At 32.7% G+C, this 26,088-nt stretch carries 27 protein-coding genes and 1 riboswitch; all 27 genes read right to left on the minus strand.

The genetic code is table 11. The features are described from left to right. Nucleotides 1-2: 2 nt before the first annotated feature. Nucleotides 3-524, minus strand: a complete 522-nt coding sequence (locus M3226_RS04240) for a KdsC family phosphatase (RefSeq protein WP_251562900.1) — start codon at nt 522-524, stop codon at nt 3-5. After that, nucleotides 521-1,528, minus strand: a complete 1,008-nt coding sequence (locus tag M3226_RS04245) for a KpsF/GutQ family sugar-phosphate isomerase (RefSeq protein WP_251562902.1) — start codon at nt 1,526-1,528, stop codon at nt 521-523. Before M3226_RS04245 ends, M3226_RS04240 begins: the two co-directional genes overlap by 4 nt. Further along, the gene (gene kdsA, locus M3226_RS04250; RefSeq protein ID WP_251562904.1) at nt 1,503-2,342 is read right to left on the minus strand and encodes a 3-deoxy-8-phosphooctulonate synthase; all 840 of its coding nucleotides are present in this window, start codon (nt 2,340-2,342) and stop codon (nt 1,503-1,505) included. The genes M3226_RS04245 and kdsA overlap by 26 nt, the downstream gene beginning before the upstream one ends. Nucleotides 2,343-2,384: 42 nt before the next feature. Then, entirely contained in the window at nt 2,385-3,137 is a 753-nt protein-coding gene (locus M3226_RS04255; protein ID WP_251562906.1) for a 3-deoxy-manno-octulosonate cytidylyltransferase, read from the minus strand. 17 nt (nt 3,138-3,154) lie between these two features. Beyond that, a complete protein-coding gene (locus M3226_RS04260; protein ID WP_251562908.1) occupies nt 3,155-3,937 on the minus strand; it encodes a 6-hydroxymethylpterin diphosphokinase MptE-like protein in 783 nt (260 codons plus the stop codon). A 4-nt stretch (nt 3,938-3,941) separates the two neighbouring features. Then, nucleotides 3,942-4,721 (minus strand): glycosyltransferase family 32 protein, encoded by a 780-nt coding sequence (locus M3226_RS04265; protein ID WP_251563234.1) that lies wholly within the window; start codon nt 4,719-4,721, stop codon nt 3,942-3,944. Between the two features lie 41 nt (nt 4,722-4,762). Continuing rightward, nucleotides 4,763-5,797 (minus strand): glycosyltransferase family 2 protein, encoded by a 1,035-nt coding sequence (locus M3226_RS04270; protein ID WP_251562910.1) that lies wholly within the window; start codon nt 5,795-5,797, stop codon nt 4,763-4,765. 32 nt (nt 5,798-5,829) lie between these two features. After that, nucleotides 5,830-7,614 carry an ABC transporter ATP-binding protein gene (locus M3226_RS04275; RefSeq protein WP_251562912.1) on the minus strand — a complete coding sequence of 595 codons (1,785 nt, stop codon included), beginning with the start codon at nt 7,612-7,614 and terminating at the stop codon, nt 5,830-5,832. 234 nt (nt 7,615-7,848) lie between these two features. After that, nucleotides 7,849-9,048 (minus strand): glycosyltransferase, encoded by a 1,200-nt coding sequence (locus tag M3226_RS04280; RefSeq protein WP_251562914.1) that lies wholly within the window; start codon nt 9,046-9,048, stop codon nt 7,849-7,851. A 22-nt stretch (nt 9,049-9,070) separates the two neighbouring features. Further along, nucleotides 9,071-9,706 carry an acyltransferase gene (locus M3226_RS04285; RefSeq protein ID WP_251562916.1) on the minus strand — a complete coding sequence of 212 codons (636 nt, stop codon included), beginning with the start codon at nt 9,704-9,706 and terminating at the stop codon, nt 9,071-9,073. A gap of 25 nt (nt 9,707-9,731) precedes the next feature. Then, nucleotides 9,732-10,466 carry a glycosyltransferase family 32 protein gene (locus M3226_RS04290; RefSeq protein WP_251562918.1) on the minus strand — a complete coding sequence of 245 codons (735 nt, stop codon included), beginning with the start codon at nt 10,464-10,466 and terminating at the stop codon, nt 9,732-9,734. Further along, nucleotides 10,453-10,827 carry a helix-turn-helix domain-containing protein gene (locus M3226_RS04295; RefSeq protein WP_251562920.1) on the minus strand — a complete coding sequence of 125 codons (375 nt, stop codon included), beginning with the start codon at nt 10,825-10,827 and terminating at the stop codon, nt 10,453-10,455. The genes M3226_RS04290 and M3226_RS04295 overlap by 14 nt, the downstream gene beginning before the upstream one ends. A gap of 30 nt (nt 10,828-10,857) precedes the next feature. Then, complete coding sequence (locus M3226_RS04300) at nt 10,858-12,045, minus strand: DegT/DnrJ/EryC1/StrS family aminotransferase (protein ID WP_251562923.1); 1,188 nt, start codon at nt 12,043-12,045, stop codon at nt 10,858-10,860. A 4-nt stretch (nt 12,046-12,049) separates the two neighbouring features. After that, entirely contained in the window at nt 12,050-12,694 is a 645-nt protein-coding gene (locus tag M3226_RS04305) for an acetyltransferase (RefSeq protein ID WP_251562925.1), read from the minus strand. Beyond that, on the minus strand, nt 12,691-13,305 hold the full coding sequence (locus M3226_RS04310; protein ID WP_251562927.1) for a sugar transferase: 615 nt from the start codon (nt 13,303-13,305) through the stop codon (nt 12,691-12,693). Before M3226_RS04310 ends, M3226_RS04305 begins: the two co-directional genes overlap by 4 nt. 15 nt (nt 13,306-13,320) lie before the next feature. Next, on the minus strand, nt 13,321-13,464 hold the full coding sequence (locus M3226_RS04315) for a hypothetical protein (protein WP_251562929.1): 144 nt from the start codon (nt 13,462-13,464) through the stop codon (nt 13,321-13,323). A gap of 94 nt (nt 13,465-13,558) precedes the next feature. Then, on the minus strand, nt 13,559-14,629 hold the full coding sequence (locus M3226_RS04320; protein WP_251562931.1) for an EpsG family protein: 1,071 nt from the start codon (nt 14,627-14,629) through the stop codon (nt 13,559-13,561). A 74-nt stretch (nt 14,630-14,703) separates the two neighbouring features. Further along, nucleotides 14,704-16,530, minus strand: a complete 1,827-nt coding sequence (locus M3226_RS04325; RefSeq protein ID WP_251562932.1) for a polysaccharide biosynthesis protein — start codon at nt 16,528-16,530, stop codon at nt 14,704-14,706. Between the two features lie 434 nt (nt 16,531-16,964). Then, the gene (locus M3226_RS04330; protein ID WP_251562934.1) at nt 16,965-17,618 is read right to left on the minus strand and encodes a CpsD/CapB family tyrosine-protein kinase; all 654 of its coding nucleotides are present in this window, start codon (nt 17,616-17,618) and stop codon (nt 16,965-16,967) included. Then, nucleotides 17,605-18,342: a YveK family protein gene (locus M3226_RS04335; RefSeq protein ID WP_251562936.1), complete on the minus strand. Its 738-nt coding sequence runs from the start codon at nt 18,340-18,342 to the stop codon at nt 17,605-17,607. The genes M3226_RS04330 and M3226_RS04335 overlap by 14 nt, the downstream gene beginning before the upstream one ends. 169 nt (nt 18,343-18,511) lie before the next feature. Beyond that, nucleotides 18,512-20,311, minus strand: coding sequence for an ABC transporter ATP-binding protein (locus M3226_RS04340; protein WP_251562938.1), 1,800 nt, complete (start codon nt 20,309-20,311; stop codon nt 18,512-18,514). Further along, complete coding sequence (locus M3226_RS04345) at nt 20,308-21,486, minus strand: nucleotidyltransferase domain-containing protein (protein ID WP_251563236.1); 1,179 nt, start codon at nt 21,484-21,486, stop codon at nt 20,308-20,310. Before M3226_RS04345 ends, M3226_RS04340 begins: the two co-directional genes overlap by 4 nt. 37 nt (nt 21,487-21,523) lie before the next feature. Further along, nucleotides 21,524-21,937: a lasso peptide biosynthesis B2 protein gene (locus M3226_RS04350; protein ID WP_251563237.1), complete on the minus strand. Its 414-nt coding sequence runs from the start codon at nt 21,935-21,937 to the stop codon at nt 21,524-21,526. Between the two features lie 71 nt (nt 21,938-22,008). Continuing rightward, nucleotides 22,009-22,311: a lasso peptide biosynthesis PqqD family chaperone gene (locus M3226_RS04355; RefSeq protein ID WP_251562940.1), complete on the minus strand. Its 303-nt coding sequence runs from the start codon at nt 22,309-22,311 to the stop codon at nt 22,009-22,011. Next, nucleotides 22,308-23,240 (minus strand): aldolase, encoded by a 933-nt coding sequence (locus M3226_RS04360; RefSeq protein WP_251562942.1) that lies wholly within the window; start codon nt 23,238-23,240, stop codon nt 22,308-22,310. Before M3226_RS04360 ends, M3226_RS04355 begins: the two co-directional genes overlap by 4 nt. A 172-nt stretch (nt 23,241-23,412) precedes the next feature. Then, the gene (locus M3226_RS04365) at nt 23,413-23,568 is read right to left on the minus strand and encodes a paeninodin family lasso peptide (protein ID WP_144566357.1); all 156 of its coding nucleotides are present in this window, start codon (nt 23,566-23,568) and stop codon (nt 23,413-23,415) included. A gap of 4 nt (nt 23,569-23,572) precedes the next feature. After that, the gene (locus tag M3226_RS04370; protein ID WP_251562944.1) at nt 23,573-25,522 is read right to left on the minus strand and encodes a lasso peptide isopeptide bond-forming cyclase; all 1,950 of its coding nucleotides are present in this window, start codon (nt 25,520-25,522) and stop codon (nt 23,573-23,575) included. 387 nt (nt 25,523-25,909) lie between these two features. Next, a riboswitch (SAM riboswitch) is annotated at nt 25,910-26,023 on the plus strand. The last annotated feature ends 65 nt before the right edge of the window (nt 26,024-26,088 follow it).

The raw sequence follows: 26,088 nt of genomic DNA on the forward strand, positions 1-26,088 counted from the left end.
CACTAATACTGATTTACTTTCATTTTTTTCTTTTCCCTGCTTTGTGCCTTTACAATTAAATCTATAAATTCTCTAACGGCTCCATTTCCACCATTAGTTTTGCAAACATAGTCTACTACACCAAGTACTTCATCAATCGCATCTGCTGGACTGGCTTTAAGGTAGCATACTTTCATACAGTCAAGATCGTTTACATCGTCACCAATATATGCAACATTTTCGTAAGTTAATTGATATCTTTCAATAACCTCATCCAAAACCTTTAGCTTATCGTCAATCCCTTGGTGAACTTCTTCAATCCTTAATTCAGTAGCACGTTTCGATAAAATCTCAGATTTCTTACCAGTAATAATAACTGGGATTATATTATACTCATCCATATGAATTAATCGGTATCCATCTCTTACATTGAATGCTTTAAATACCTCACCACTATCTCCCACATAAATTTTTCCATCTGTGAGAGTACCGTCTACATCCATAACGAGCATCTTTATTTTTGATAAATCTCTATCTTTTATCATACAAATATACCCACCCCAAGAATATCGTTAACTCTTACTGTTCCAACCAACTTATGATTACGAATAATCGGCAGTGCAGAGATATTATTATCTTTCATGATTTTTAGTGCATCTACAGCAAGCATATCAGAATCAATATATAAAGGTGATTTGGCCATCACATCGTCTACTGATAAGTCATATACATTTACTTCCCTAGTAAACGTTCTTCTTAAATCTCCATCCGTAAAGACTCCGAGTAATTCATGATTTTCATTTACAATATTAATAATTCCAATCGCTTTAGCGCTCATCTCAACAATTGCATCTTTTAACTTAGTACCAGCCTTTACCTCTGCGTTTTTTTCATCTTTATGCATAATATCACTTACTTTTATTAATAGTTTTTTACCAAGGGAACCAGCCGGGTGGTACAATGCATAATTATGTTCATGAAAACCGTAGATCTTTGATAAACATACTGCTAATGCATCTCCAAGAACCATCTCGACCGTCGTACTGGATGTAGGAGCTAAATTCATCGAGCATGCTTCTATAAATTTAGGAAATACAAAGGAATAGTCACTATATTTGATGAGTGATGAATTTTGATTACCAGAGATACCAATTAGTGTTGCTCCTATTATTTTTATATTAGGCAAAATTTTAGTAATCTCTTCACTTTCCCCACTATAGCTAATCGCTATGACAATATCATTTGCTGAAATCATTCCTAAGTCTCCATGCAGTGCTTCTGCTGGATGCAGGAAAAACGCTGATGTCCCTAAGCTCGCCATTGTTGCGGCAATTTTCCTTGAAACATGACCAGGTTTACCCATTCCTGTAACAATAACTTTACCGGTGCAATTGGAAATTAATTCCACTATTCTTACGAATCTTTCATCTAAAGCATCTTTCACTAGGTTTATAGCATTAATCTCAGTCTCAAAAACATATTTCGATTCAGTAAGAATATCGATTTGATGGTCAATTTTTGATTCAGAGAGAATAGCTGTTTGATTCAACTTCTCGCACCGCCTTAAAAATTTTAATAAATTTTTTAAGCATAACTTCAATCTCATCAAGTTTAACCATGTTAGGACCATCGGACTTCGCGTTATCAGGATCCTTATGCACTTCCAAAAATAAAGCATCTGCACCGACAGCTAAGGCAGCTTTCGCTAAATGTTCCACATACTCACGATTACCACCAGTAGATATGAGGTTGCCTCCTGGTTTTTGAACACTGTGGGTTGCATCAAAAACAACAGGATAGCCGAATTTTTTCATTTCAATGATGCTAGTCATATCCACCACTAAATTGTTATAACCAAAAGTGTTGCCTCTTTCGCATAAAAGAATGTTTTCGTTACCTGATTCTTCAACCTTTGTAATCACATTTCTCATATCTTTGGCAGATAAAAACTGAGCCTTTTTAATGTTAACTGGTAATCCAGTTTCTGCTGCTGCGATTAATAAATCTGTTTGTCTGCATAGAAAAGCCGGGATTTGTAGCATATCTACAACTTTAGCTGCAAGCTCAGCTTGATATGGTTCATGGATATCTGTTACTACAGGTATTCCTAACTCATCTTTTATCTTTTTTAGAATACGAAGACCCTCATTTATTCCAGGACCTCTGTACGATGAAATGGACGTTCTATTCGCTTTATCGAACGATGATTTAAAAATAAAAGGAATACCTAGTAATCCTGTAATTTCTTTCATTCTTGCTGCTACTTCCATCACTTGTGCTTCTGATTCAATTACACAAGGACCTGCAATTAACGTAAAAATTGAAGTATCTACCGTAATATTTCCTACCTTCATTGTTCTCATTAATAAGTCTTCCTCTCTAAAATTTATAATTAAACAGTTTCATTAATTGAGTGAATAAACAGGTTTTATTCCACTCTGGAATAAATACTCTTCGACTTTTTCAATATCCTTCGGTGTATCAACTGAAATGGTTTTACAATGGGCGTTAATATAATAAATGTCTTTTCTGTTTTCAATAAATCTAAAAGAATCGTTTTCTTCAATTTTTTCAATAGGACCTCGTGGGGTTTCGTGGTAGTATTGAAGTGCCTTTTTTGTAAATGCTCCAACTCCTACGAACTTTTGATAGATATAGTTCATCCCACCTTTTGGAAATGGAATAGGGCTACGTGAAATGAACAGACAAATGCCATCTTTATTCGTCACGATTTTTAGATTAGTTGTATCAACCACTTCAACTGGATCAGTAAAATCCGTCATAAGATTGGATACATAGAAATCATCTTTATCAAGATTAGTTGGTATACACTTTACAATATCTTTCGCTTCTATAACAGGCTCATCACCATTTACCATTACATAAAGGTCAGCATCAATTTTTTGGGATACTTCATACAGCCTTTCTGTCGCCGTATCATGCTCCTTAGAGGTCATGATAACTTTTGCTCCAAACCCTTCACATACCGCTTTAATTTCTTCGCTGTCCGTTGCAATATATACCGCTTCAAAGCAATCAACTTTTTTAGAATGTGTGTAAACCCACCAAACCATCGGTTTACCAAAAATATTTGCTAAAGGCTTATTATAAAATCTTGAGGATCCTCCTCTTGCTGGTATGATTCCAATAATTCTCATACTTTTAACCACACTTTCTATAATATTATTTGATCAAAATCTACTCTTTCGAAAACTTCTAATTTCCCGCCACGAGTTGCATTGTATATTTTAATATTGTTCTCATCTGCATATCTTTTTGCAGCTGAAAAGGCTCTTGTAGAAACTTCAATGTTAGGAATATATAGATCCTCTTTATCAGTATTATATTTTTCAGTAAAATAGTCTTTCGCTGACTCATCAATGACAATTTCACCCTTATCATTAATCATTTTACTGAAATTATTGTCAACACCTAATAGATATATCTCTCTTATACCCATGTATACGGCTATCTGAATCGCAGTATATGCAACGGTATTCCCCCAATATATTCCTTTAACAATGTCTTCAGAAAAATTCGGTTCAACATTCCTATCACCGAATTTAAATATGAAATATTTGGCATTATTAAAATGAATATTATAATCCCATGGAAAATTAACAGGGAAAAATTTGTTTTCTATATTTAATTTATTTATCTCTTCTTTACTTTTAAAAATGGTTTTATCATCTTCAGAGCAGTAATATGTAGGTCGCCAATCCGTTTTATCGAAAATATAGTAAATTCGATTAAAAGCAAAAGTAATCTCATCTTTTAATTTATTAAGATCTTTAATTGATAAACTTGGACCATTACCAACGATAAAACATCGTTTTCCTCTATGTTTATTTCTTAAATATTTTAATTTTTTTCCGTTAGTAGTGTATGGGAAAATCATATATCTAGAAAATGTAATTGTTCGGTAGAGTTGATTTCTTGCATATTTCTTTATAATCATATGACTAATCTCTCAAAAATAATTTTTTATATTTAGTATGGAGCCTTTTTGCATTCTGTTTTCCTAACAATAATTTTCCAAGTAACATAAAAACTACCAGGTTTTTTTTGTATAATGGATAATACCACCTATGCATAAAGGTAACTTGTTTTTGTTCTTTATATGATCTCCAAGTAGAAGTAAAATGATGGATACAATATGTGTTTTTAGAAAAATCTCTATTCCCATTAGCATCTATTGGACAAAAATATGTTCTAGGATATATATATATACCATTTATTACTTGAAATTCATTATTTAATTTAAGCCCATAGTCCTTTAATATTTCTGTAATTATCCGAACATTGGGAATGTCCTCAATACTTCCATCCTCCTTTACAAAGTGACGGTCATTATAATATTCTAAAAATCTCTTTATTACACTATTTTTAGGAAGACTTCCGATTATTCCACTTTGAACATATTTTTCATTTTCAAATCCAGAAAATGCTTCATGCGATAGAAATTCATCAATGTTTTTGGTTAATTCTATATCTGTATCAAGGTAAATTCCTCCGTAATTATAGAGGATAAATAGTCGCGCATAATCGGAAACAAAAGCATATTTTTTATTTTCATAAGCTTCCTTAGTCCAAGGATTTATATTTATATCGAAATTTGATTCATTCCATTCAATTATTTTGTAATCAGGGCAATATTTTTTCCAGCTTGTAATACACTTTTTTATTAATGGAGGTAATTCTCCCTTCCCAAACCAGCAGTAATGAATTACCCTCGGTATCATCAATGACATTCCTCTCTCTTATAAGGTTTATTCAATAACGATTATCCTGAAATCAGTTCTTGCTTATAACGCTTATCCAATACTAAAAAAAAATACAATCTAACCATTTTAAACTTTATTAGAAGGATTATAACTTTACCTCTCCAAGAAATGTTAGGTAATTTAAAGTTCTTAAATATATTTGTAACGTTTGGGTGGTACATGATTTCTTTTATCATATACAATTTTTCTTCGTTTTTGCGGGCCGAGAAATTTATCTGGCCTAACATATTTAATGTAAAATACAACATGTTAATTTTAATTTGTCTAGAAAAATCAAATTCACTAGTTTTACCAAAATATTTTATTAACCTTTCATTAATTTTAAGGTAATTATTCCACTTCTTTTCATTATATGTATTAGTGGTAGAATTCGGGTTGTAAAAGTAGTTATAATAATGTCGGTCCTTTAAATAGTAAAAATTAGTTGCATGATACATAACCTTCGATCCGAAAATCGAATCTTCACAGTAATGTATATCCTCATCATAGTACAAATTGTTTTTTCTTAAGAATTCTAAACTTAACAAACAAACACAATTGGAAATGGTAGGTGGAAATTCGATATGATCAAACATTATTAAACATTTGAACAGTTCATTCTTAATATCTTCTTTTGAATAAAAACCACCACGAATAGGTTGTGTACGTCTATTTTCATAGTCCTCTAATCTTTTTTTATAATCACACATAACAATATCTAGATTTAATTCATTAGCTTTGTTATACATCTCTTGGTACATCTCAGGTTCTATCCAATCATCTGAATCAATAAAACCAATATATTTGCCTTTTGCCATTTTAAGGCCATCATTTCTGGCAGCTGACACTCTGGCATTTTTTTTGTGTAAAACTTTTATCCTTTTATCTTTCTTAGCATATTCATCACAAATTTCACCAGATTTATCCTGGGATCCATCATTTATAAGGATAATTTCAAAATCTTGAAATGTCTGATTTAAAATACTATCAACACAACGATGTAAATATTTTTCAACATTATAAACTGGGATTACCAAACTGACTTTAGGAAACATTATTTTCCTCCTTTCTACATTTATTTGGACTTTTACATTGTCTGTTTTAATTTATGATCTACAGATATTAATCTTCCTTTATCCACTTTAAAAACAATGTCACAATTTTCAATTGTACTTAATCGATGAGCAATAATAATTAATGTCTTTTCACCTTTTAGACCATCTATCGATTTCATAATTTCTTTTTCTGTATCATTATCTAATGCAGAGGTCGCTTCATCTAAAAAGATAATTTCCGGATTATGATACAATGCTCTAGCAATCCCGATACGTTGGCGCTGCCCCCCAGAAAGCCTGACTCCTCTTTCACCGACTACAGTATCTAATCCTTCTGGAAGTGAATCAACAAAATCCTTTAACTGAGCATCTACAATTGCCTTTTGAACAGCATCTTCATCAATTTCTTTATCATTAATTCCAAAAGCTACATTTTTTCTTATTGATTCATCGGATAAATAAATGGATTGGGGGATATAACCGATTTTTTTTTGCCATAATGGCATAAGTTCAATTAGATTTTTCCCATCAACTAACACTTGACCTTTCTCAGGTTCTAAAAGGCCCAGTATAATATCAACAATTGTTGTTTTACCAGCACCCGATGTTCCCACAAAAGCAACTGAATTTCCAATTGGAATAGTCAATGATACATTTTTTATGGAATGCTTCTCCTGATTTGGATAACGGAAATCTACGTTTTCCAATTTAATAGAATTATTAAATATTTTTTCTCCAGCAAGAAACTTAACTGTCCTCGAATTATAGTCCACTTCTTTATCGATTAGGCTTCTGCCACTATTATCTTTAACCAGATCATTATAAACCACTGTCAAAGCTGGCTGACTAAATCGTATAGTTGTTAGGGTTGCTACTATTCTCTGAATTGAAGGCATAAGACGAAAAGCCGCCATAGCAAATAATGACATTGTCGCCACTAATTTAGATGTATCTGTCCCTTGAAAAACTAGGATAATCATCGTAATTAACACAACCGATACTAATAAGGTTTCGATAAACATTCTTGGCACTTGATCTAGCATATTTTTATAAATCGTATTGTTAGCCATAACTCTACTTTGGACTGAGTAGGAATCCACAAAGTAACTTTCTTTTCCTGAGACTTTAATTTCTTTACTTGCCCCTAATCCTTGATTTACCCATTTAATCACCTCACGACTTACTCTTTGGCTTTCCTTTCCTAAAAAAGTAATCTTATTACGGAAGATCTTAAAGAAAAGTAGAACACTTCCACCTAACAATAAACCCGATGTGAACGTGGCTATTGGTGCTGTGACGATCAGGAGCGAAAGTATAGAAATAATAACTAAAATTTCGGTTAACAATTGAAAACTCGCTAATAATATGCCATCAAATACTTTCGGTACTTCCCCATTTATGTTCCTTAATAATTCAGCAGAATTTCGCTGCAAGTGAAATGTATAGGGTTTTGTTAAGTACTCTCTAAACATAGCGCTTGATAATTTTACTTTTTGATTATAAATGACTCTATATTGTAAATAGTAAAATACCAAAAGATAGGCATTTTTGATAATAAAAACTGAGAGTAATACGCCGACAGCGAATAAAACAAAAGCATTTGTTGATTGGAAGTCTAATAGGCTATATATATTTGATAATATCGATTGCTCTTTTATCATCTTGGGATTGGTCACAATCCCAACAAAAGGAACAATTAAACCTATCCCAGTGGTTTCGAATATAGCCGCTATGATCAACATAAAAAAAAGTAATATTAACTTTTTCTTTTCTCTTTTATTAAAAAGAACCCAAATCTTTTTTATTGTTTCTTTCAATTTAGTTCACACCTTAGAATTATTAATAATTAAACTCGTATCAGAACGACGTTTACTATAACGAACAGTACCCTCAAAAAAAAAAAAATATTTTATATTATACCATATGAAATACTTTCTAAAAAGATTATAACTTATAATTTGTTCTTATTAAAGAACATTCATTCGACAAAAATCTACAATTTTTATTTTCTTTCTTTTGTTTCTTTTATCTTGTCCATACCTTTCAGCTTATTAGCTAATAATTTTATACAGCTTATCCAATTCATAACTATTGCTATAATCTGTAGTCTTAATATTATTAACCAATAAATTTTTCAATTCCTGATTATAATAAAACTGTTCAATTCCTTGTGCTAGATCTGAAATAGTTAAATCACAAATCATTCCTTCCACTTCATTTTTGATTTGGCTTGATGCGGTTGGATAATTTGTAATTAGTATAGGCTTCCCTAGTATTTTTGCCTCAGAAACCGTTACTGCTTTTCCTTCATACCTGGATGGTTGTACATATAAATCACAATCTTTTATATAAGGATAAGGATTTGTTTTTTTGCCTAAAAGGATAAAACTATCATTTAAATTATGCTTAGAAATTAAATCCTCTAGTTCCTTCTTGTATCCCCCGTAGCCAATTATATACCACCTTATATTGCTTAACCCTTTGTTGTGCAGTAGTTTAAGAGCTTCTATTGCGAGGTCGAACCCTTTAACATACGATAATCTGCCTACTGAGACTAGATTAAAGGTTTGCGACCTTTCTTTATAAAGCGGCTGCTCTTCCTCTGCCATTTGCTTAATGAATGTGGGAGAAATGATATTTTCTAAAACCAAAACTTTATCTTTCAAACTTGGATAGGTCGCTAAAAAGGCCCTACTGCATGCATCCGATACGGCAGCAATATGATCAAATTGCTTCCAAACTTTAAGGTCTAATTCATTATCAATTTCCAATTTACTATAATCTGTATGGACCCACGCAATTTTTTTCTTTGCTTTTACTTTTTTAGCAACTATATCATGTGGCCATGCATAACTAATAGCTACATCGTATTCTTTTTCAAGTTTTGGCAGTAAGAAGGATGAGTATTTTTGAGTTAGCTGCATTTGTATATATCCAGATCCTTCTTCCAATTTCCTTGTTGATGCTTTTATTTTCGCAAAATACTTCGATAGAACCCTTATTAGAGCTAGTGAATACTGTCTTTCCTTAAGACAAATCGTGACTGGTTTACGAAAAACAGTATACTCCCCTACCTGTGGCAGAATATTCACCGACTTTGGTATTAAACTCAAAAACTCGCCCACATGGTGGAAGATTAAAAGGTCAACATTGTATTTACCATAATCAAAACATTCCAACATATTGATTAAGCTTCTCTCAATTCCTCCAATTTCCATATTATATACAGAAATTAAAATATTCTTTTTCATCCTCTAACCTCACCAAAATGTATTAAATACTAAATTGTACGACTTTTTCTTTACCTTTATAGGGTTTTAATTCGGGCTCTCTTTTATTTAGAAATATTGTATTTGACGGAATTGTTCCCTTAACGACACTTCCAGCAGCTACAACCACATTATCACCAATATGAGTATCTCTTAAAATAACTACATTTGATCCTACCCAGACGTTTTCACCAATGGTGACTTCCCCTCTTATTAGATGGTCCGTTGTATTTTTTTTATAATTATGATCATGATCATTTATACAAACATTTGGGGCAATTTTAGTATTTTTTCCGATTGTGATTCGGTTTACACAATTGATATTGCAGTTATCATTAATAAAAACATTATTTCCAATCTGGAGAACTCCATCAAAATCAATCCGAATGCTGGCATTTTTTCTGATAAAAACGAATTTCCCCATTGTGATTTTTGCTTTTTTATTGAAAACTTCAATTTTACTATTAGCTTGTAGAGAAAAAAAAGTGGAGTTAATATTTCTAAAATATAAAACCTTATAAAATAAACCCCTTGTAATCCCAATTAAATGTGAGAGATTCATAAGAATTGTAATAAAAAGTCCTCGTTTTTTTATATCAGATAATAAAGTCATTATTAATTTCTTAAAGATATTTACCATGCTCCTTCTCCTTAAATGACGTACCTCAACGATATATTCTCCTTAGCTTTGCAATGTTGTGGCCACCTATTAATTTTGACAAAACAAATTTTATTTTTCCTTTTACCCTTTTCGTTAATGGTAGCCAACTCTTATAAAAATGATGGATGGTATATGTGTTTTCATTTAAGAATGTTTGACAGTTTATATAATCATACGGAGAAAAATAGGTTTGAGGATAGAAAACACCCATTTCATTAATTTTTTGGTATTTCCCATTCAATTTTAAACCCTTTTCCGCAAGTAATTCAGTTATTATAGCAACATTTGTCAATTGATTGAACGTTCCATCCTCTTTTATGAAATTTTTCTCATTATAAGAGTCTAGAAATTCTTTTATTAATTTATTACCCTTTTCTGCTCCAATCGTGCTTGTTGCGATAAAATTCTCTTGTTCAAACCCCCAAAAAGAAGTATGCTCTAATAAATCATCCAAGGGTTTAACAACCTCAACATCTGTATCTAAATAAATTCCACCATAATTATACAGAGCGTATACTCGAACATAATCACTCACAAATGCATATTTCCCCGCATTGTACGCTTCTTTGACATATAAATTAGAATCTAAATTAAAATTACTTTCATTCCATTCAATGATTTCATAATTTGGTAAATGTTTTTTCCAACTCTCTATACATCTTTTTACGATACTAGGTTTTTCCTTTCCTCCAAACCAACAATAATGAATGGCTCTTGGAATATTATTAATATGCTTCATTTTTGCTACCTCTGTTTATATCCTCATTGGATTTAAGATTTTTCCATTTAATAAATTCTATTAACGTTTTAAATTCCTTTATCTGTTCTTTACCTATACCGCTTTCCTTTAATTCTGCTACAAAATCAATCAAATCCTGATCTATTCCTAATTGAATGTCATTGTTTTTCTTACTCAAAAATGCATCGAATTCAATATCTAGTACTTCAGCTATCCTTTTCACTACTTCAATTGACGGGTTCCTATTTAGATTTCTCTCAATATTACTTAGGTAAGATTTTGATATTTTTGCACGTTTAGCTAATTCGGATAAGGTTAGTCCCTTTTGTTTTCGAATGTCAAATATTGTATTTCCTATCACTTCTCATACCCCGTTTGTTATAAAATTTTTCTAAGTATTTATCATATTTGCTCTTTCCTTCCTTTTAATAACTGATTGTCTAATATGGTGAATGACTCTGTCTAAATCATCCTCTGTCATATTTGACCCGGATGGTAAACATAACCCGTTATTAAAAAGGGCTTCTGAAACACTTTCATGCAATTTATGAGGATAATATTTACTATCCTTAAATACAGGTTGGAGATGTAAAGGCTTCCAAACAGGCCTTGCTTCGATATTTTGTTGACTTAACACTTCAATTAACTCTGTTACTGATATTCCTGCTTCGTTCTTATTAATAGTTAATGCTGTTAACCACCGATTAGAGAAAGTATTAGTTAACTCAGGCATAAACGTAAAACCAGGTAAGTTTGAAAGTTCATTAAAATAACGTTGAAAAATTGCTCTTCTTGCTTCGATTCTTTCTTCCAATATTTCTAATTGAGCCCTTCCAATGCCAGCAAGAATATTACTTAATCTATAATTGAATCCGATTTTACTATGTTGATAGTGAGGTGCTGCATCTCTTGCTTGTGTTGCTAGGAATCTAGCCTTTTGTAACTCTTCTCGATCATTTGAGACAAGCATTCCTCCTCCAGAGGTAGTAATAATCTTATTGCCATTAAAGGAATAAATCCCGAACTTTCCAAACGTTCCACTTGCCTTTCCTTTATACTTCGCCCCAAGTGATTCCGCAGCATCTTCAATAATTGGCACGCCAAATTGATTACAAATGGCCGTAATTTCTTCCATTTTGGCACTTTGACCATATAAATTTACTACAATGACAGCCTTTGGAAGATTTCCATCCTTTATCGCGTCATAAAAAGCTCTTTCTAACGCTTGTGGGGACATATTCCATGTATCTGGTTCAGAATCAATAAAGACTGGTTCAGCTCCCTGATAAATTATGGGATTGGCACTTGCAATAAAGGTGAGGCTTGAGCAAAACACCTTGTCACCTTTTCCTACTCCTAATAACAATAAAGCCAGATGAATAGCAGCTGTTCCTGAACTAACAGCCACTGCTTCATCGGCTCCAACATATTGAGCTATTTCTGCCTCAAATGCATCCACATTAGGACCAAGAGGTGCAATCCAATTGGTTGCGAATGCTTCATTAATATACTTTTGTTCATTTCCACTCATATGTGGAGAAGATAAAAATATTCTCTTTTTATAAATTGATTGACTCATTAACTCACCCTGCATTCACTTGTTTAGTCGTTATTACCTTTGCTGGTATACCCATAGCTAGACAATTTGATGGAAGGTCCTCGATTACAGTTGCTCCAGCACCAATCATTGTCCATTCACCTATTTTTTTGTTTGGAATAATGGTTCCTCCGCTTCCCAAACATGTGCCCTCCCCGATTGTGACCGTTCCAGCTATCGTAGTATTAGGACATAGATGAACATAATCACTTATTAAACTGTCGTGTTCAACTACAGCACATGAATTGATAATGGAATGATTTCCTATTATTACATCTGCATTAATAACTGCCTGTGGCATGACTACTGTACCAGGCCCAATTTTTGCACTTGGACTGATACATGCAGAAGGATGAATAATTGGTTCAAAACACTTTACAGGGAAACCTATTTTCTCAACGACCGATTTTCTTGCTGTATTATCTCCAATAGCTATAACATATTTAACATCATCGAACGTTTCATTTATTTTCACTGCTTCACTAACTGGTGCAAATATTAAGTTGTTGATCATATGAATTTTTTCATACTTATCATCTAGATATCCTATTATTTGGTGTCCCTTATTTGCTCGAATGATATCAGAAACTACTTTACTATGACCTCCGTGACCAATCACAACAATATTCAAGTATTTCCTCCTCCCATTGAAGAATTTGACCCCCTGAAATTTTCCATCGTTGCATTTCCAGGCTGATTAATTCCCTCTGACATGATAACTTTATATACAGTTAAAAAGAGAATCTTCATATCAAGTAGGAAGGATTGATTCCTAACATACCAGACATCTAACTCGAATTTTTTCTCCCAGGTAAGAGCATTCCTTCCATTTACTTGTGCCCAACCTGTTATCCCAGGTTTAACTTTATGCCTTGAAGATTGCTCTTTTGTGTAAAGTGGTAAGTAATCAAGCAGTAAAGGTCTTGGTCCAACTAAACTTAAATCTCCTTTAATGACATTCCATAATTGCGGAAACTCATCTAAACTAAATTTACGTAGAAATCTACCAAACGGTGTTAATCTAATACAATCTTGGAGCAATTCACCTTGCTCATCTTTTTCATCTGTCATTGTTCTGAACTTGTATAAACAAAAAGGGACCGCATCCAAACCAGGCCGCATCTGTCTAAAAATAACAGGTGAACCGAGCTTTAATTTGATTAAAAATGCTATTACAACAAAAATTGGGGAAAGGCCCACAAATAATATTAAGGCAATTGTAAAGTCAAATAGCCGCTTCATTTTTAACCTCCTGAGCTATTTGGAATAAACCAACAATTGTTTTTTTATTTCCTCGATTAAATCTGACACATGCATGTTTTCTTGCTCCATCCCACTAATATAAATATCTGTTAAGATCTCTTTTAATTTTTGTTCGTTTAAGTTTTCTGAAATTGCCATTTCAATTCCCTCTCTTAGTTTCTGATTTTTAATAAAAAAGTCCTCACATACAAGTTGTGAGGACTAACTATATTAAGATGTTAATAGGGCTTTTTTAACCCAAGTAATTACTTTTATAAACTATGTTTAAGCTAATAACACTTTCGTAGTAATAATATGCCAAATAGCATAACAATATAGCATAATAAATAATCCTTTGGTCTTTTTCTCTAAAAACCTTGACAATCCATGAAATTAGAATAATTTGGTAAATCTCAAAATAAATATTAAACCTTGCAAAAATCCAGTTGCCAGTAGAGATTATCATAAATGAAGCACCTACGATTGCCATATTTACAATAATATCACTCTCCGGATATAGTTCTCTCAGTTTTTCCCTTCCAAAAAAAGCTATAACCATTGGAGCGACAAACACTATTACCCTGATAATATTTGCCCCTCCTTCATTGACTTGGCTATATACACCGTATTGACTATCCTGAATAGCAGAAAATAATACTTGAGAAAATTGATTAAAGCCTATAACAATTAATATTGAAAACGCAAGAAGAATAATAGTTGCCTTTGACCATGCTCTATACTGTACCAAAAAATAGATAGGAATTAAGATCAGTGCACTTTGGTGAAAAAACGACGCAAAAACGACTAATAATATATATTTAAACCAATTACCATTTATTATATATTTTGTACCGGTAAATATAATTGCGGTAGCTAAACATTGTCTAATTCCATTCATTGTAACCAAAAACAAACCACCAGTTATATAAACATAGACACTCAAATCAAATAATCTCGAATATTTATATAATCCAGTTATGATAAGAGCATTAGTTATGAAAGCTGTTGTAAATATTAATATTTGTGGATCAGTTGAATAACTTTTTAATATCATCTGAAGAACACCAAATCCTATGTCATCCTGTGATTTAACTAAATCCCATGTGAAATTCGTAATATTAAACGTATGGATATAAAAAGGTGTATCTCCAATATTATTGCGAAGCCCCGCAACTAAAATAAATGATATGATAGCCCCTAAAGCCAATAATTTATTGGGTTTTATTGATATCAATGACCCGCTTAATACTAGGGTTCTTGAAAAATATCGTGAAAGATATGCCAGTGAAAATACTACAGCAAGATTAATCCAGAGGACTGTCATATTAAAGGTCCTTTCGACGTAATAACAGGTTCTTTTTAATTGCTACTAATATCAGTTTTTCAACACTTTACATTTTATACTGGAATTGATACTTTTGAGTTTGGGCTTATTCTATAGTTTGCAAGATCAATAAGTTTAGCTCTAATTTCATCTTTTCCCATATTAGAATATGTTTGAATAATTTCTTCAATTTCATTTATTAATAGTTCAGAGGTTTTCCCAATATAAATCTTTGGATAAACTTGCTGGTCGTGAACCTCATCCTCTTTTAACAATTCTTCAAATAATTTTTCACCTGGTCTAATACCTGAAAATTCAATACCAATTTCCTCAATAGAATTACCAGAGAGTTTAATTAGATTTTTTGCTAAATCTACAATTTTAACAGGGTCACCCATGTCTAGTACGAATATTTCTCCACCACCAGCAAGGGCTCCTGCTTGTAATACCAGTCTTGATGCTTCAGGAATGGTCATAAAGTAACGAATCATTTCCGGATGGGTGACTGTAACAGGTCCCCCCTTTTCAATCTGCTTTTTAAATAGTGGAATAACACTTCCTCTACTTCCTAGCACATTCCCAAATCGAACGGCAACAAATTTTGTCGTACTTTGTTGATCAATATGTTGAATAATCATTTCGGCTAACTTTTTGGCTGCCCCCATGACGCTGGTCGGATTCACTGCTTTATCAGTTGAGATCATTACAAAGGTCTTAACCCCATTCCAGCTCGCTGCCTTTGCTACATTCATTGTCCCTATGATATTATTCTTAACCGCTTCTTCCGGATTTGCTTCCATTAGTGGTACATGTTTATGTGCTGCTGCATGGTAAACTATATCAGGTTGATAGAAATTCATAACCGACATCATTTTCTTTTCATCCTGTATATCTGCAATCACTGGAACAAATTCAATCTTAGAATCTTTATTCGTCTCTTTTAACTCCATTTCAATCGAATAAATACTATTTTCACCATGTCCTAATAATATAAGTGCTTTCGGATAAAATTTTGTGACTTGCCGGCAGATTTCCGATCCAATTGATCCACCAGCACCTGTAACTAAGACCACCTTATTCGTGATATTATCTGATATACTGTTTATATCTAATTCAACAGGTTCTCTTCCAAGTAAATCCTCAACCTGCACATCACGAAATTGACTAACAGACACCTTACCTGTCATCAAATCTTCTAACATTGGTAGTATTTGAGTTTTTGCATTTGTTTTTGCACATTCAAGGAAAATAGCATTTACCTCTTTTTTACTCAATGAAGGTATAGCTATGACTATATTTTCAATAGCATAATCAATAACAGCTTTCTCAATATCATCGATACTTCCCACAACTGGGATTCCTAAAATATCAAGCCTATATTTTTTAGAATCATCATCAATAAATGCAACAGGTAATAAGTCCGCTTGTTTATTATGTAATAATTGTCTTGCGACCATTGTTCCAGCCGAACCAGCCCCAACAATTAATGTCCTTTTTTTATTTTCAATTTTTTTTAGGCGAGAATCTCGAAGCATCCTCCAGCAAAAACGAGATCCTCCAATAATAGACATATTAAGTAACCACGTTACTGCAAGTAACCGAAAAAATATATCATGAACAATTAGCTGTTGGAAAATTCCTGCAAACAGTACTGAGACGGTTACAATCTTTAAAATGCTTAACAATTCCCCAACACTGGCATATTCCCACGCCTTTTTGTACAAATTAAATTTAATTGATAAAGTAAAATGACATAATAAAATAACAATACAGCTTAATAAAATTGGAAAGGTTACAACCTCAATTGTTCCATTAACTAAGAAGCAGCTAATAAATATAGCAGTAAATACTATGCACGAATCTATAAGTAAAAATAATGATAATCGTTGTTGATAAGACATATAACCCCCCCTAGAATTTTGAATAGTATGGACACTAATTCATAGTTTTGGATCTAATTCGTATTGCGTGGTCGATTAATTTCTTTATTTCATCCAATTGCTCTCTAGGTGCATCTTGTTTAATATATCTCACTACCTTTTTTATACATTTTGGATAAAGACTATCATTCTTCAATGGATCACTTCCTAAAAAAATTTTAACTATATATTCTTAATAAAGAACATATAGTTAAAAATTTTTTATAATTAATAGGGCATCTAACCCTTCCTCACATCACACTCTTGACGACCGGCGTCTAAGGCATTCACCCACAGCATGACCGAGTGCCTCCATTGATAAAGGAAAGGAGACATTTCCAGATAGAAAACTATATAATCAAATTATTAGTTCCTCAATTAGAACAAACGATATCAAAAAGTAAAGATTTCTTTTGTTACTGATTTAAAACTACACCTAAGAGTCTAGCCTTTGCGAATTCCAACATTTTTTTCGCCTCTGATGCACTTTGGAGTTTTGTCCTTCCATTTTTAACTACGAGAAGTACACCATCACATAGACTTGCTAACAACTTTGTATCAGGTAATTTAATCAGTGCAGAAGAATCCAATATAATAACGTCATAGGATTCTTTAACTTTTACAAGCAACTCCTTCATTATTTTGGATCCTAACAACTCAACTGGATTTTTAGGAATAGCTCCACTTGATAACAAATCTAATCTCCATATCTCGGTATGATGAACTACTTCACTTAGGGTCATTCTGCCTGACAGTACATCAGTCAATCCGTGGGTATTAGAAGTATAAAAGAATTCATGTAATGCAGGAGCCCTTAAATTGCTATCAATTAAGAGAACCTTTTTTTTCTGTTGTGCGATTGCTACAGCAATATTGGCTAACAGGGTTGACTTTCCATCTCCCTCTTCAGGAGAAGTAACCATGATCGTTTGGGTCATTTTTTCAGACATAAGGAAATTGAGATTTGTTTGAATCGTTTGAAATTGGTCTGCTAATAATGAATTGGGATAATAGTAAGTAAGAAAGGGGTTCTTTCTTTTAGTAATCATTGTTTTTTTATTTATAATCAACGGTCTCCCCCCTCATTTTTACATCCAATTTTGTTTTACTCGCAGCTTTTTTCTTATTCCACCTGGTAATTTTGGGTATTCTTCCTACCACGGGTACACCTAAGAATTCTTCTATCTCCTTGCTAGACCTGATTCTATCATCTAACGTTTCTAGAAAGAATGCTGCCCCAATGCCAATTACAAGGCCTCCAATCACACCATAAAACATCTTATTATCATTTTTAGGATTGATTGGTTCAGGATTGACCTTTGCTTTAGACAAAATTCGTATATAATCTTTATCGACTATTTTAGGTACTTCTTCTTTAAAAACTTCAGCTGTGGTATCTGCTATTTTAGAAGCCATAATGGGATTAGAATCTACAACCGATATGCTTACCACCTGCGAACTTTCCAAACTTGCTACTGTGATTTTGTTTGCCAATTGATCCGATGTTTCTTTTAATCCCATTTTTTTAATGACAATGTCTAAAATTGAAGAATCTCTTACGATTACTTGAAGAGTTTTTCTTGATTCTTCATCAGCACCAATAATGACTCTTGATGATGACTGATATAGAGGGACCACATTCGATTGATTTAAAATATAACCTGCCAAACCAGCTATTATGGTCATTAATAGAATTATCATTGAACGTCTTTTAATTACTAGGAACAATTCTTTTAAATTAATTTCCTTTGGTCTTCTCTGATTCATTCGATTCATTTTTTGTAAATTATCCATTAAACCACCTTTTTAGTTTAGACCTTTTACATTTTCCAGTTCTAAATAAAGAACGAACAAAACAAAAAAATATGTTTAAACTTTAAATAGCATTTTATATCATTCATGTTAGTTCATTATAAAGAACGTGTCAACATTTAACTACAGTCTAATCTAATAAAATGAAAAACTAACCACTTACCTCTAATTGTTTCTTAAGCAAAAGGCTGAACATCCCTCTTTTTTCTTTAGCCAACTGATTAAACTGCCCTTGTTGGATAACCTCTCCCTGATTAAGTACAACTACCTGATCTGCATTTCTAATGGTTGATAGGCGATGTGCTATAACAATAATAGTCATGGTTCCTTTAAGCCTTTCAAGTGCTTCTTGAATCTTTGATTCGTTTTCCGTATCCAGAGCACTTGTTGCCTCATCTAAAATCAAAATTGATGGTTTACGTAATATTGCTCGTGCTAGAACAAGCCTTTGCCTTTCTCCTCCAGAAAGTTTTATCCCCCTATCCCCTATTAGTGTATCTAGTCCGCTAGGTAACTTTTTAACGAAATCTTCAGCTGCAGCAAACCGTAAGGCTTCCCAAATTTGTTCCTCACTTGCCTTTTGATCTATGAGTAATAAATTTCCTCGAATAGTAGTATTAAACAAGAATGGATCTTGCGGCACATAACTGAGTGAATTTCTAAATGATAGGACAATTTCATTGTTTAAAGGTGCTCCATCAATTAATACTTCCCCTCTTCCAGGCTGGTTAAGACCCATTAAGAGATCTATTAATGTGCTTTTTCCAGCTCCAGAAGGGCCTACAATAGCTGTCATGCGATTAACGGGAAATTGTAGGTTAACATTACTTAATGCATATTCTTTCTCTACTATATTATATTTAAAATACACGTTTTTACATTCTAGCCCTTTATTAATTTCCATTGGTTTTACATCATGAATCATTTTTTCATTAATTTCTCGGTACTCTAAACATTCCTTTTGCAAATTAAGAAGATTTTTAAAAGAAGGCAAAACTGAACCAATCTGTTCCAAATTAGACTGGATTCCAGTAATTCTCGGCCATATTCTGGAGAATATAATAAGAATTAACACTAAAGAAGCAGACTGCCCTTTAAACAGTTTTATAGATAGAAATACAAAGATACCAATCAAACATGCTGATACAACTTTATAAATAAAGGTAGTTCTTGTTTTTAAATCCGCAGTTCTAATTACGTTTTCTTCCATTTTTTCATTTAGTCTTTTAAACCATGAAATGTGCTTCTCCTCTAAATTATTACTCTTTATATCTTTAATACCATTAATATGTTCAGATATTCCCGCCATGTATGTTTGTGATAATTCAATATTATCCTTACCTAATTTATTATTTTGTTTAATGAACTTTCGTAAGAAAAAAACTAATACTAGTCCAAATGTAGTTACAAAGATGGTCATCTTTACCGAAAATATGCAGGCAATTCCAATTTGAATAAGTGTAAATACAATGGATGATAGGAAATTTAGTAATAGATTTACTCCTCCACTTACGCGTCCTGTTTCCATAATCATTGAATTAATAAGGTCAGACTTTCGATTTTTCAAGAAAAATCCCCAATTAGCCAATAATATTAATTTATGTGTTTCTTCCCTTATTTTACGCGCAAAGCCTTGTTGAATTTTTGTATTTAAAATAGTTTGATTCCTTTGAAAGAAACTTTGGCTTATGATGACGAAAACAAATATAGCTAAGATTATAGTAAGGGCAATTGTCTGAGGAATACTATCAAAAATGAAAAGAATTTTTCTATTTAAGTAACTATCATGAATTTTTAGGTCTATAATTTTCGTTACATTAATTAAGGGAAGTAGCAAATAAATACCTACGCCTTCAAATAAGCTAATTATAATCATAGCGAAGAGGTTAATATATAAGATTTTCCCTGAAAAAGAATGGATAAGCTTTAAAAAATGCATTGCTTCTTTCATTTCGGTTCCTCCAAGGAAAGTTCTTGCTTTCTAGCCTTCCTCCACAAGCATAAAAAAGGTCTTAATAAAAAATATAGAGAATGAAGTTTTTTGGGTAGTGGTAAAGTAACTACGTCGATATGGTACGGGTATAAATAACTTAGTATATATAATACCTTTTGCTGACGAGACATTAACCTATATAAATGTTTTCTATGATATAAATAAACATCTTTTGGTAACATATCATTATGCAAATTAATCATTTTTTTTATATAAAAAATTGCATCCTGAGCTAGTGATTTTGATTTTTGATTATTAATATATCGATGAGTTTCTTTTGTTTCAGCGACATCTAATAGTTGGGAAGACAAAATAATGCATTGTCCTACAACATGAAAATTGTTGTGATTTTTTAAAAGAGAGTCAATTTTTTGCCAATCTATCCCTTGTTCAATCATTCCACAAATATCGTTGAGCCAACGTAGACGTGACCACCCGTGTCTTGCACCGTGTGAAACTAGAAATAAAAATAAATCCTCCCTACCTAACATATAGATTGGATTATTTGAAAACTTTAATTCTCTTTTACGCTCCCATAATTCGTTGAATAATGGTTCCTTCCCAGGGCCAGGATGTAATCTCCAATGAATTTCTATCTTCATATTATTGCAGGAATGGTAATATGTTACATGATGGTGTCGCCATTTCCAATCCTCTAAGACTGTCTGTATGTAATCATCTTTTATATAACCCTTCAGTTCTAAAAGATTATGCATTTTCTCTAAATCATCAATGGGTATAAGTAAATCCAAATCCCCACACGTTCTTAGAGACATATCCCCATAAATTTCATTACCGAGCATAGGGCCTTTTAGAAAAATAGCTTTAATACCATTTATATTAAACAGTTTTGCTAATTCATTCATTTCACCACTCAGTTGGAGCATTTTAAAAACATTTCTCTTATAGAATCCACTAACTGATTGGATAACAAATTGAGGAATTAACTTTTCATCATATCGTTGAAGTTTGGAAGCAAGTATAGGATACACTCTATGATGTAACAACAAATCAAGAAACAATTTCCAATCAATGTTTTTGTACTCTGCTTCTATATATTTCTTTAATGAGTCTTCATTATTATCTTTTAACATTTCAAGTATTAGAATCAATTCTTTAGAAACATCCCTCATGTCGAGAATAAATTTGTTCACTGTTATTACTCCTTAATTAATAAATTCCTCGACTCTCTTTTGCAAATTTGCAAACAATTACAAACCTTTTCATTTCCCTTGCGCCAGTCAAATATAGTGGGCCACATCTTAACCAAGCATGAGCAATCATTGCACCTTTCTCATCTTTGGCAGTTCCTAAATATAAGGTACTATCCATTTTGCGTCGATCGAGCATTTTCATTGCAGCAATAGCTTTTATCAAACATTGGCTTTCCCAAAAAGTATATTTACTCATAATATGGATGGCATGTGAAACTTGTTTTGCTATTTTTATTTTATTCTGATCAATTTCATAGGTTGTTTCACACATTTGAGAGCCTAGAAGAGGAGAAACTTTATTAAAAGGAAAGGATTTTAGTATGCGTGCCCACCCTAATAGAATATACGCTTCGACAAGTAATCTTTTCATTTCTATATCTGAAGTGATAAATAAACGTATCTTTCTCACCTTTTACAAATCCTTCCTTACTATCTAAGCAATTAAGCCTTTTCTATACTTATTAATTTCTCATTTAATAACAATTCTATAAAAGGCATTACTTCTTTTTGGCACTTACTAGTCTCAACATTAAACTCTCTTGTTAGTGTTAATATTAATTGATTAATAGAAATAGGTTTTTCTATATTACTCCAAATATATCCACCAACCGAACCCAAATTATAATATTTTCCATTATCAATACTCATCATCACTGTTTCTCCGCCCATATCACTAATAATGTTTCCAGGGCTTTGCACAATCGTTGTTTCCATCGTAAAATTATTTGTACTTAACATTTTCATTTTCTCTTCTCCTCGTTTATACAACTTAGTATTATTGATACTAAGTTATCTGCGGTAAAAGCAGTCTGGGGTCTACTTAACTGGTACATGTTAATCTGATTAACTAACTTGGTTGATTTTGTAAAATGCCATTCACTAAGGCCTAGATTTTTAATAAGTAAATTTCGATAAGTGTGAATGAAAAGTGTCTGCAAACGTGATAGACCTTCAATTACACTAAACTCAATTTGTTCCTTATTGTTAATAACTAATTCAAATAAACCTCCCAAGGGTTGGGGTGTGGATGTGAATTTGTGGTTAATTGGGATAGCAAACTTAGTTTCTCGTTGATAAATAGGCTTAAATTTCCTATTATCTATTCCAAATTCCTTTAAGCTTTGCTGCCACAGTTTCTGTTGGGGATACGACGGAATGACCATTGGTACATCATCTTCTGTAAAATAAACACCAATAATATCATCTGTTAACAATTGATATCCTTGATGTAGAAATGCTGATGCTAGCGTTGACTTTCCTGCCCCTGAGTCACCAATAACGGCGTAGGCTTTTCCATTTATAGAGACTGCACTCCCATGTAAAGGAAAGATACCTCGTTGCATCAGAATAGCTCCCATGCAACTCCCCAATAGGTAAAGTCTAATAACATCTTCTTTATATTCATTTATAGGTGATACAATGATTCGTCTTCCCTCTTCTATTAGAAATATAGCGATATCCTGAACCTTGAACATCACTAAAGTTTCATTCACGACAAGAGTACTTTGTGGTTCAGATAACGCTAACCATATATCAGATAAATCCTTTATTTCAATTTCTATATCTATTGATCTCAGTTTATTACTGTCAATCAGTAATTCAGGAAAAGGGATTTTACTTTTAATTGAAAAGCCAAAAGCATTATAAACTACTTCATTTGCAACTATCTTCATACTTTTCACTCCATTAAATCACTGATGATATAAAAAGCCCTTATATCCTATTTCTATATAAGGGCTTTTTATGTAAGTTGAACCAATGTTCAATCGTTAAATATGTACTTCATATTTAATAGTACATACACATTAACTTAATCACAAAAATTATCGATTGGCTCTTCTTCAATTAGCTTTTTGAGTCCATATGCTGATGTGTAATTGGATCTGTTGGGATTGGCTGACCATTGGACCAGTCGGCATCATATTTACTTCCAGAAACATTATGCATCGTCATCTTAACATCTAACACTTCTAATGTAGGTTTTTGCCACTCTTTTTTCATTTAATCACCCCCTTTCAAAGTATTTCTTAATTAAGCGGTACACTATCACTGATCTCATTAAAATTCTATAGTCAGGGTCAGACATACTTTCTATCCTAGGGCCCTTTTCACTTTTGATCAATGCAGAATTAATTACCTCTTCATTAAAAAATCCAACTACGCTTTTATTCTTAATAAGTTCCTTAATTTCTTCAATAAGCATGTTCCAATTTGGAACCATACGATGGAGCCAATCAGCTCCTTGGATCCCCCAGACACGTTGGTTTAGTCTAATCTGTTCCGGAAGCACATTTTCTGTTGCTCTTCGAATCAGTGCTCGATCTAACCCGTTCTGAACAAACTGTTCTTCAGGAACCGAAAAGCAGTAACGAACCACCCGAAGATCATTTGTAGGGTCTCTTTTCCAGAGTTTATAACGTAATGAAAGCTTTGAATTAAAAGTACTTCCAGAATTCCAAGTACATAAATCTTCGAATACGATTCTTCTTTGCTCATAAATATTTTGTGAGGTTAACCAGCCGGAATGATCAATTCCATACTCTTTTAACTTTGAAAATACATCAGTTCTCTCCGCGAGTTCTGGACTGATAAGTGTAGGAGGTTCTTCCTCACTATCCCTAGCTGTCATTTGATTTATAATTGGAAATCCTTTTCTAACAATATGAGGAAGCAACCGAAATCTAGCTCCGCCTGTTTTCATACTATATTGATGTAATTCTTTAACAAGTTGTATCCACTTCAACCGCTTTAATAGAACCGCATAATAATCTAGTGCAGATCCCCAAGAAATTGTCGAATTACCTTTATCACCATTTAATAGAATACCAACTCCTTTTTCGTGAGCTTTTTCAAAAATCCCCCTTAACCAGAAAGAGTTTTCCGCAAATTTATACGGCATTTCCATCACATCAAGATAGTCATCTATTTCGGAATAAGAACTCCTACCCTCAAAATCATAATAATGATCCGAGATTCCTCCTACATATTCAACTGTTTTCTTAATAAACGGACGTTCGTCTGGCATTAATTGCTTATGAGTATAGTCGACAAAATCCTTGGGTGGAATATAACTGAATGTATGTAATGTTTTATCTTGTTTTTTCAGTTCTTTTGCCGCAAATCCTACTACAGCACCGGAATCCAATCCGCCACTTAATTGTGAACCAATTCCACGAAAGGTTCTCAACCTGCAGTTTACTGCCTTCTGGAAAACCTCTTGAAACGCCTCTACGTATTCTTCGTCCGAATTAAGTTTTATTTTTTCACTTGGGGTAAAAGCACCATACCTTCTTAAGGAAAGTTTATTTCTAACTACAGATATTGAGTGAAATGGCGGAACTTGTTCTATATTTTTAAAAGGAGTCATACGGGCATCTACTGTATCTATCATCCCAGTAATCGCTAAAAATTCTGCTATATAGTGTTCGTTTAATTGTTTCTCTATATAAGGAAAAGACAATAGAGGTTCTATGGTTGTACAGAAAGTGAAGCGTGAATTAATGTAAGTGTAGTAAAGTGTCCTATATCCTGACGGATCTCTAGCACCAAAAAATTGTTGCTTTTTCTCATCCCAAATCATAAAAGCAAAATCGCCAACCAAATATTTCGGAGAGTCCTCTCCCCATTTATAATATGAAAGTAGGATTAATTCACTATCAGTTATTTGTTTCTGTCTTTCTTTTTTCACTTGTAATCTTTCAAACAGTTCTTCCCGGTTATCAATAATCGCATCAGCCGTAATCGCTAATTTCCGCTCATGATCATAATAAGGAAGCTTCTCGCCTACAGACTCCGGTGTAATCCACTGTGCATGGCAGCCAAGAAAGACTTTGTCGTTATGCCAAGTTTGAATATCATCCGCCGGATATTTTTCTAATTCTTTCATCATCCGGTTTCCGTGCTCTAGATTGATTGGTTCATCGTTTAAATGATATATTCCGGCTATAGCGCTCATCTTTTCCTCCTGCCATAATTTCATCAGTTTTACAATCTTTTAACCGAAATTTAAGTTCACTAAATAGAACATCAATTCCATAGTTAACTAAAAGAAATTTATTATGATTTAATTTCCCGAAAATATAGTATAATTTTATCAACGTTATGTATTCCAACTACTAATTAATATTACATAATACCCACTTTGGTTCTTTATTGAGAACAACCTATAACCCTATCATATATCCATAACCTACCTCTGTCAACAACTTTTCCATTAACTATTTATATAATTTGTTAAAAAGATTTTTCGCCCAGTTTCTTCATTGATATAGTTATTATAAAAAAACAAATTGACATAACACGAAATTTGTAGTAAATTTTATAAATAATCTAAATAATTGTTTTCTTATCAAGAGAGGTTGAGGGAAGGGCCCTGCGACACCTCAGCAACCTTCAATGTCTATTCTCATTGAAAAGGTGCTAAGTCCTGCAAATTTACTAATTTGCAAGATAAGAAGAATGACAGGTGCGTCGTGCATACAAAAGTCTTCTTCTTATAAGGAGACTTTTTTTATTTATTAA

It is taken from the genome of Neobacillus cucumis, assembly GCF_023715505.1.

Excerpts from the sequence above, each read along its gene's own strand:
- M3226_RS04240 (WP_251562900.1), bottom strand. The coding sequence starts at position 524 with ATGATAAAAGATAGAGATTTATCAAAAATAAAGATGCTCGTTATGGAT.
- kdsA (WP_251562904.1), bottom strand. The coding sequence starts at position 2,342 with ATGAGAACAATGAAGGTAGGAAATATTACGGTAGATACTTCAATTTTT.
- M3226_RS04255 (WP_251562906.1), bottom strand. The coding sequence starts at position 3,137 with ATGAGAATTATTGGAATCATACCAGCAAGAGGAGGATCCTCAAGATTT.
- M3226_RS04260 (WP_251562908.1), bottom strand. The coding sequence starts at position 3,937 with ATGATTATAAAGAAATATGCAAGAAATCAACTCTACCGAACAATTACA.
- M3226_RS04265 (WP_251563234.1), bottom strand. The coding sequence starts at position 4,721 with ATGATACCGAGGGTAATTCATTACTGCTGGTTTGGGAAGGGAGAATTA.
- M3226_RS04270 (WP_251562910.1), bottom strand. The coding sequence starts at position 5,797 with ATGTTTCCTAAAGTCAGTTTGGTAATCCCAGTTTATAATGTTGAAAAA.
- M3226_RS04280 (WP_251562914.1), bottom strand. The coding sequence starts at position 9,048 with ATGAAAAAGAATATTTTAATTTCTGTATATAATATGGAAATTGGAGGA.
- M3226_RS04285 (WP_251562916.1), bottom strand. The coding sequence starts at position 9,706 with ATGGTAAATATCTTTAAGAAATTAATAATGACTTTATTATCTGATATA.
- M3226_RS04290 (WP_251562918.1), bottom strand. The coding sequence starts at position 10,466 with ATGAAGCATATTAATAATATTCCAAGAGCCATTCATTATTGTTGGTTT.
- M3226_RS04300 (WP_251562923.1), bottom strand. The coding sequence starts at position 12,045 with ATGAGTCAATCAATTTATAAAAAGAGAATATTTTTATCTTCTCCACAT.
- M3226_RS04310 (WP_251562927.1), bottom strand. The coding sequence starts at position 13,305 with ATGAAGCGGCTATTTGACTTTACAATTGCCTTAATATTATTTGTGGGC.
- M3226_RS04315 (WP_251562929.1), bottom strand. The coding sequence starts at position 13,464 with ATGGCAATTTCAGAAAACTTAAACGAACAAAAATTAAAAGAGATCTTA.
- M3226_RS04320 (WP_251562931.1), bottom strand. The coding sequence starts at position 14,629 with ATGACAGTCCTCTGGATTAATCTTGCTGTAGTATTTTCACTGGCATAT.
- M3226_RS04325 (WP_251562932.1), bottom strand. The coding sequence starts at position 16,530 with ATGTCTTATCAACAACGATTATCATTATTTTTACTTATAGATTCGTGC.
- M3226_RS04335 (WP_251562936.1), bottom strand. The coding sequence starts at position 18,342 with ATGGATAATTTACAAAAAATGAATCGAATGAATCAGAGAAGACCAAAG.
- M3226_RS04340 (WP_251562938.1), bottom strand. The coding sequence starts at position 20,311 with ATGAAAGAAGCAATGCATTTTTTAAAGCTTATCCATTCTTTTTCAGGG.
- M3226_RS04345 (WP_251563236.1), bottom strand. The coding sequence starts at position 21,486 with ATGAGGGATGTTTCTAAAGAATTGATTCTAATACTTGAAATGTTAAAA.
- M3226_RS04350 (WP_251563237.1), bottom strand. The coding sequence starts at position 21,937 with ATGAAAAGATTACTTGTCGAAGCGTATATTCTATTAGGGTGGGCACGC.
- M3226_RS04355 (WP_251562940.1), bottom strand. The coding sequence starts at position 22,311 with ATGAAAATGTTAAGTACAAATAATTTTACGATGGAAACAACGATTGTG.
- M3226_RS04360 (WP_251562942.1), bottom strand. The coding sequence starts at position 23,240 with ATGAAGATAGTTGCAAATGAAGTAGTTTATAATGCTTTTGGCTTTTCA.
- M3226_RS04365 (WP_144566357.1), bottom strand. The coding sequence starts at position 23,568 with ATGAAAAAAGAGTGGCAAAAACCTACATTAGAAGTGTTAGATGTTAAG.
- M3226_RS04370 (WP_251562944.1), bottom strand. The coding sequence starts at position 25,522 with ATGAGCGCTATAGCCGGAATATATCATTTAAACGATGAACCAATCAAT.